This window comes from Undibacterium sp. Tian12W (assembly GCF_049339405.1).
In the GTDB taxonomy this organism is placed as follows: domain Bacteria; phylum Pseudomonadota; class Gammaproteobacteria; order Burkholderiales; family Burkholderiaceae_D; genus Undibacterium.
Window position 1 is genome coordinate 1 of sequence record NZ_JBMPPK010000055.1, and the last position, 5,222, is coordinate 5,222.

Below are 5,222 nucleotides of genomic sequence, written 5' to 3' on the forward strand. Positions count from 1 at the left end.
ATGCTGATACTGAGTGCCAGGGCATGGTCGCTGACTGTGAGCAGGTAGCGTTGTTCTGCATAGGCTTTGCCATTATCTGCGCGCAGGGTGACGTTGAAGCTGCCCAACACAGGGCTGGCCCAGCTGACCACGCCGGCGCTGCTGATGTTCATGGTGGAGCGGGGGTTTCGGGTAGCACCGCTACCCGCCCGCGTAACGATCTCGCCTTGCAAGGCGAGATTCCTTGCATGACACTTTTGCAGTTGCTGTTATAGAAGGTGTTGCTGTTGTCTATCACTCATAGAGTGATCTGGATGGGTAAAGTACGTGCTGAAAAAATAAATCGAATGCCGAACAGGGCACTACTATAATTTATTCTGTTGTCGCAACTCGCTTAATTCAGCATCAATTTTAGCCAGATCCTCAAGAAAAGCCTTGGTCTGTGCATCATTATTTTCATCCAACTGGGACAATATATTCAATTGCTGATTACGTAATTCTCGATAACGAGGTAATGTCAAATATGAAACATCAAAATTCTGCTTGCCATTAGAAACAGAAATTTTTAGAGTTTTTGATTTTTTCGGCATTATTGCTACTTCGGTTAAATAGATTAAATTTAATACTGTAAAAACATTGGAGAATCATATCATGCGACTAAGGTACATTAGTTTTCATCCAAATCCAGCGTCAACTCAGATTCTGCTTTTTTACCATACTCAATCGCTTCTTTTGCACCGATAAATAGAGGACCATCTTCTTCATTTAAAATCAAACCATCAGTGATGGAACAAAGAACAGATGAAGCTATAGTCGATGCTATCAACTCACGCATATCACTATGTGTAGAAAACGTGACTAAATAGTTCCGATCCCCCACCAGTTGCATTGCATCCTCCTCCAGCCAGTCGTCTTCCAGTTTCTCAAAAAAATATTCGAATCCTGTTTCTTCACCTTTGTACACAGATGGCAAATAACCAGAAAATTCTTCAACGTCAAAATCAGTATCCAATTGCAAATCAAACTCAAGCATTGCAATGGCTTGTTGCCATTGCTCTGGAGTAGGCTTGTTTTCTTTTTTAAGGATAACGTTAATATCGACAGACATAATATTGACCTTTTAAAAAATCCAAGAGAGTTCACTTTCTGGAAACTTTTCGCAATTCCAGCATTTACAAATTCCACCTATTCCGTAGTCACAGCTATAACTGCGCTTCAAAACCTAAACAATTTGTCTCACAAGAATTCTTAGAAAACCTTGGTAAAGCAAAGTATTTAGCGAAAATAATCTGCAGACTAAAATTACAGCAAGCAAAACTCATCATTAAAATGATTCACGTTCAAGCCCGATAACTATGCCTTTCTTAATTTTCGCTCTATCTTTTGAATCAGGCTGATAAGCACTTTTTTCAAGATAAAACTGATATGCCTCTAATGAGACTATCTTGTTAAACCAGGGGATTGCATTCTCATCAACAAATTTGAGGATATTTTCAAGACTTCGCGTAATATCCACTTCACTAGAAACAGAAAAATTTTCACCATTGCGCATAATCTCAGGAAATCGCCCGGACAAAGTCCCACCAATCGAGCACTCTGCAATTGGAAACTTAATGAACTCACCCGTGACAGGATCATCTATCCAAGGACACATAATAGTAACGAAGATTCGAAGAGAATTCCCCCCCCCAATTATCTCCCCCCAAAGTACATCAAAAAATGGCCCTCGCTTTCGCCAAAAATAAAATTTCTTCTCTACAGCAAATCCTCGCCGACGCATTTTATTGTTGAATGAATGCTCGGTTAATTTATCGAGTTGCGTAAATGTTGTCATAGTTCGCCTCAAATATTATGGAATTTCTACACCAACTGTGAACACCCTTGTTCTGAAACGTTTCTGATATTCAGCTCTTTTCCATTTCGGCCATCCCCTTTTCCCTATTCCGACTTGTACATTCTTCCCAGTTTTAAGATCAAAACCAACCGCAGGTTTTCCTTTATACATAACCAGCACATCCAAACGATAGGAACCTTTTTCTCCGTAGTTAGCATCTTTCCCTCCATCTTTTTTTGATACTTCAGTTTCGATTCTTAAATTATGAGTATATGAACCCTTAGCAAGAAAATTATTCAATAAATCCATTTCTTTCTCCAACAGAGTATGCGCAAACGTGCCTTTATTCTGCTTTGAGTGTTTCTTGCCCTTAGAGTTGGCAATTGCACCATCCACTGCTGCCATACAAGCGTCAAGGATTAATTCCCCAATCAGCCCGAAATCACCTTTTTTCGGGTCGCCAATAAGGACTTGCTTAATAGTTGTTTCAAGCGCAGGCGTTCCAATTGAATTAACAGTACCTATGTTTCCAGCAGTAGCACTTGTTTCCCCATTTGTCGTTTCGCCACTCGGGTCATTGAAATTAACTGGATCATTCGCAGCATAAGTATAACGATGAAGTGTATTCGGCTCATCTAATTCGCCTTCGTTTGAATCCACAGAAACAAAACGGCCCGCATTGGCGTCATACCACCTTGCACGATTGTACTGAAGTCCGATTTGGTTATCGGAATACTCGCCAGTATAACGATAGTTGTTCGCGGTCGTTCCTGTCTTATCAAGCACAGACCCAAACCCATCATACTGATAAACATCAGTCACATTCCCGATTGAGTCCGTCAGTACTTTGGTACTACCTAATGCATCCGCATGGTAGTAACTCAGCTGTCCCGCTCTGCTCTGTTGAATCAGTCCATTACCCCACACATAGCTGGTGCTTTCTGCCGCACCACCTTGCGAAGTTGTCTCCTGCATCGTCTGCGCATATTCGAAGGTCTCATCCACGAGGTAATTGGTGACCTTGTCCGGATTGGTATTCTGTCCTGGCTCAGTCTTCTGCACTCGATTACCATTAACATCATAACTGTAACGCGCAACCGTAATCGCTGTAGCCTGACTGCTGCCCTGCTTCACTTCCACCAGACGGTTATCCGCATTCCAGCTATAAACGGTGACTTGTCCACCTGTGGTCTTCGTGCTCAAGTTACCCTTGTCATCCCAAGTGTAATTCGTGACGACATTGTTAGCACCAGTGGTTTTCGTTTCCTTTGTCAGTCTGTCATTGGCGTCATAAGTGTAGGTTGTAGTCGTAGTACCGTTTGCCGTAGTCTCAGTCTTCTGGCTACGATTACCGACCTTGTCATACTGATAGTCAGTAGTGCGAACTGTCGTATTACTTCTGTCCTTGACTAGTTCTTGTGTCAGACGATTCACACCGTCATATTGATAGTTCGTCGTGCGGACAGGGTTAGTTGCAAGCAGATTTGCTTGCGTGCTTTGTATATCGAACTCTTCAACTTTTGTCCGCTGGCCGTTAGCTGCCAGGGTGTAGCGACTTCCCGCAACAACATTATTGCCTTTGACGTGCAACAGTTGCAGCAAGCGTCCATTCGGATCATAGCTGTAATTGGCTGTCACACCATTTGGTGTTGTTGCCGTTGCCAGCCGCTCTGCATCGTCCCACGTGTAAGTCGTGGTAGCGTTGGTCGCACTATCCGTTACGTTGATGAGCCTTTGATTCTTGTCATACCCATACCTGACAGTCCCAGCAGTTGTACTCCGCTGGCTGATATTGCCATTCGCATCATAGGCATAAGTCAAATAACTACCATCCGGTTTGACCTGTTTCGTGATCCTGTCATTTGCATCATAGGTGTAGCTCGTCTGTCCATTCTGACGACTATTACTATTGCTACCACCTGATATTGTTGTGCTCGCGACTAGTCCATTAGCAGTGTAGGTTGTACTGACACTGCTGCCATCCGGGTAATTTGTCTGAATCAGTTCACCTAGAACATCATAGACATAGCTTGTTACCTTGCCTGCAAAGTCAGTCTTCTGTGTCAGGTTACCTGCCGCGTCATAGGCAAAGCTTTCTGTCTGCCCTGCCGGTAAAGTCCTGCTGGAAACATGGCTATTAGCATCATATGTCCAGCTTGTGACGTGACCTTGTGCATCGGTCTGGCTGGCCTTGTTCCCATTGACGTCGTAACCGTAAATGGTTTGTTGTTGAGTCGCAGCATTGGTCTGAGTGACTTGATTCAGTCTGCCTACCGGGTCGTAGCCATATAGGGTCGTATTACCAGCCTGGTCAGTTTCTGACTGCTTGGTACCCGTGGTATTCCAAACCGTATTACTGGTGCTGTTGTCTGGATACGTTGTTTTAACCAGACGGTTCAGCGCGTCATACTCAAATTGTGTCACCTTGTTGGTAGCATCGATAATCTTGGTTTGATTACCTGTATTGTCATACTCGTACTTCGTCTGCTTGCCATTGGCATCCGCCAAACCTGTCAAACGCCCGGCTAAATCGTAGCTATTAGTCGTGGTATTGCCCTGTGCATCTATCGTACTGGCGACACGGCCAGCATCATCATAAACTGTGGTTTCGCTGCTTCCATCCGGCGCGAAAGTCTTAGTGATGCGGTTTAGGACATCGTATTCATAACGCGTGGTTCTACCTTGACGGTCAGTTTCACTGATCTTATTACCGCCAGCATCGTAAGCCATCGTAATGGTTTTACCATCCGGATGCGTGACAGAGCCCAGCTTACCCGTATCATCGTAGATGTAGCTGGTGCGACGACCTTGTGGGTCTGTCGTTGCACTAACTTGACCACCTGCCGTATATTCAGTTTTGCTGGTCGCGCCTAATGCATCCGTTTCGCTAATGGCACGCCCTTCCCCATCTAAGACCCTGGTAATACTGACCGTTTTTTGCGTTGACACACCATTGACCATGACGGTGGCAATCCAACTGCGACTAACTTCCTTACCATTGTCATCATAAGCATAAGTAATGACCTTACCCGCTGCATCTGTTTCACTAATCTTCTTGCCCTTCGCATCATTCTGGTAAGTAGTCAACTGTCCTGACTGTGTCAGGGACGTTACATTGCCTGCATAATCGTTACCGATGTGGGTGTAGCGCCCCAGTGCCTGATCAGCACGAATACCAAGATTAAAGTTACTGTAGAAGGTTTTCGTACCTTTAGCATCCGTACTGGATTTGAGTTTGACACCTGTAGTGACGTCATATTCCCAGCTATCAGTGTTCCCCAGCGGATCAGTCTCACTCAACTGCTTATAAGTCTGCGGATCAAACGTAGTTTTCGTCGTCTCATTCGCCGCATTGGTCACACTGGCCTGATTCCCATTGGCATCATAGGTATAAGTCGTTGCTTGATTC

At 44.4% G+C, this 5,222-nt stretch carries 5 protein-coding genes; all 5 read right to left on the reverse strand.

The genetic code is table 11. The features are described from left to right. Positions 1 to 212, reverse strand: a 212-nt coding sequence (locus ACO0LI_RS30495) for a hypothetical protein (RefSeq protein WP_423037667.1), incomplete at its 3' end; no start/stop codon positions are given. A gap of 132 nt (positions 213 to 344) precedes the next feature. Beyond that, a complete protein-coding gene (locus ACO0LI_RS30500; protein ID WP_423037669.1) occupies positions 345 to 569 on the reverse strand; it encodes a hypothetical protein in 225 nt (74 codons plus the stop codon). 77 nt (positions 570 to 646) lie between these two features. After that, positions 647 to 1,087: a hypothetical protein gene (locus ACO0LI_RS30505; protein WP_423037671.1), complete on the reverse strand. Its 441-nt coding sequence runs from the start codon at positions 1,085 to 1,087 to the stop codon at positions 647 to 649. Positions 1,088 to 1,303: 216 nt separating this feature from the next. Continuing rightward, positions 1,304 to 1,813, reverse strand: a complete 510-nt coding sequence (locus ACO0LI_RS30510; protein ID WP_423037673.1) for a hypothetical protein — start codon at positions 1,811 to 1,813, stop codon at positions 1,304 to 1,306. 15 nt (positions 1,814 to 1,828) lie between these two features. Continuing rightward, positions 1,829 to 5,173, reverse strand: a complete 3,345-nt coding sequence (locus tag ACO0LI_RS30515; protein ID WP_423037675.1) for an RHS repeat-associated core domain-containing protein — start codon at positions 5,171 to 5,173, stop codon at positions 1,829 to 1,831. Positions 5,174 to 5,222 lie beyond the last annotated feature (49 nt).

Excerpts from the sequence above, each read along its gene's own strand:
- ACO0LI_RS30505 (WP_423037671.1), bottom strand. The coding sequence starts at position 1,087 with ATGTCTGTCGATATTAACGTTATCCTTAAAAAAGAAAACAAGCCTACT.
- ACO0LI_RS30500 (WP_423037669.1), bottom strand. The coding sequence starts at position 569 with ATGCCGAAAAAATCAAAAACTCTAAAAATTTCTGTTTCTAATGGCAAG.
- ACO0LI_RS30510 (WP_423037673.1), bottom strand. The coding sequence starts at position 1,813 with ATGACAACATTTACGCAACTCGATAAATTAACCGAGCATTCATTCAAC.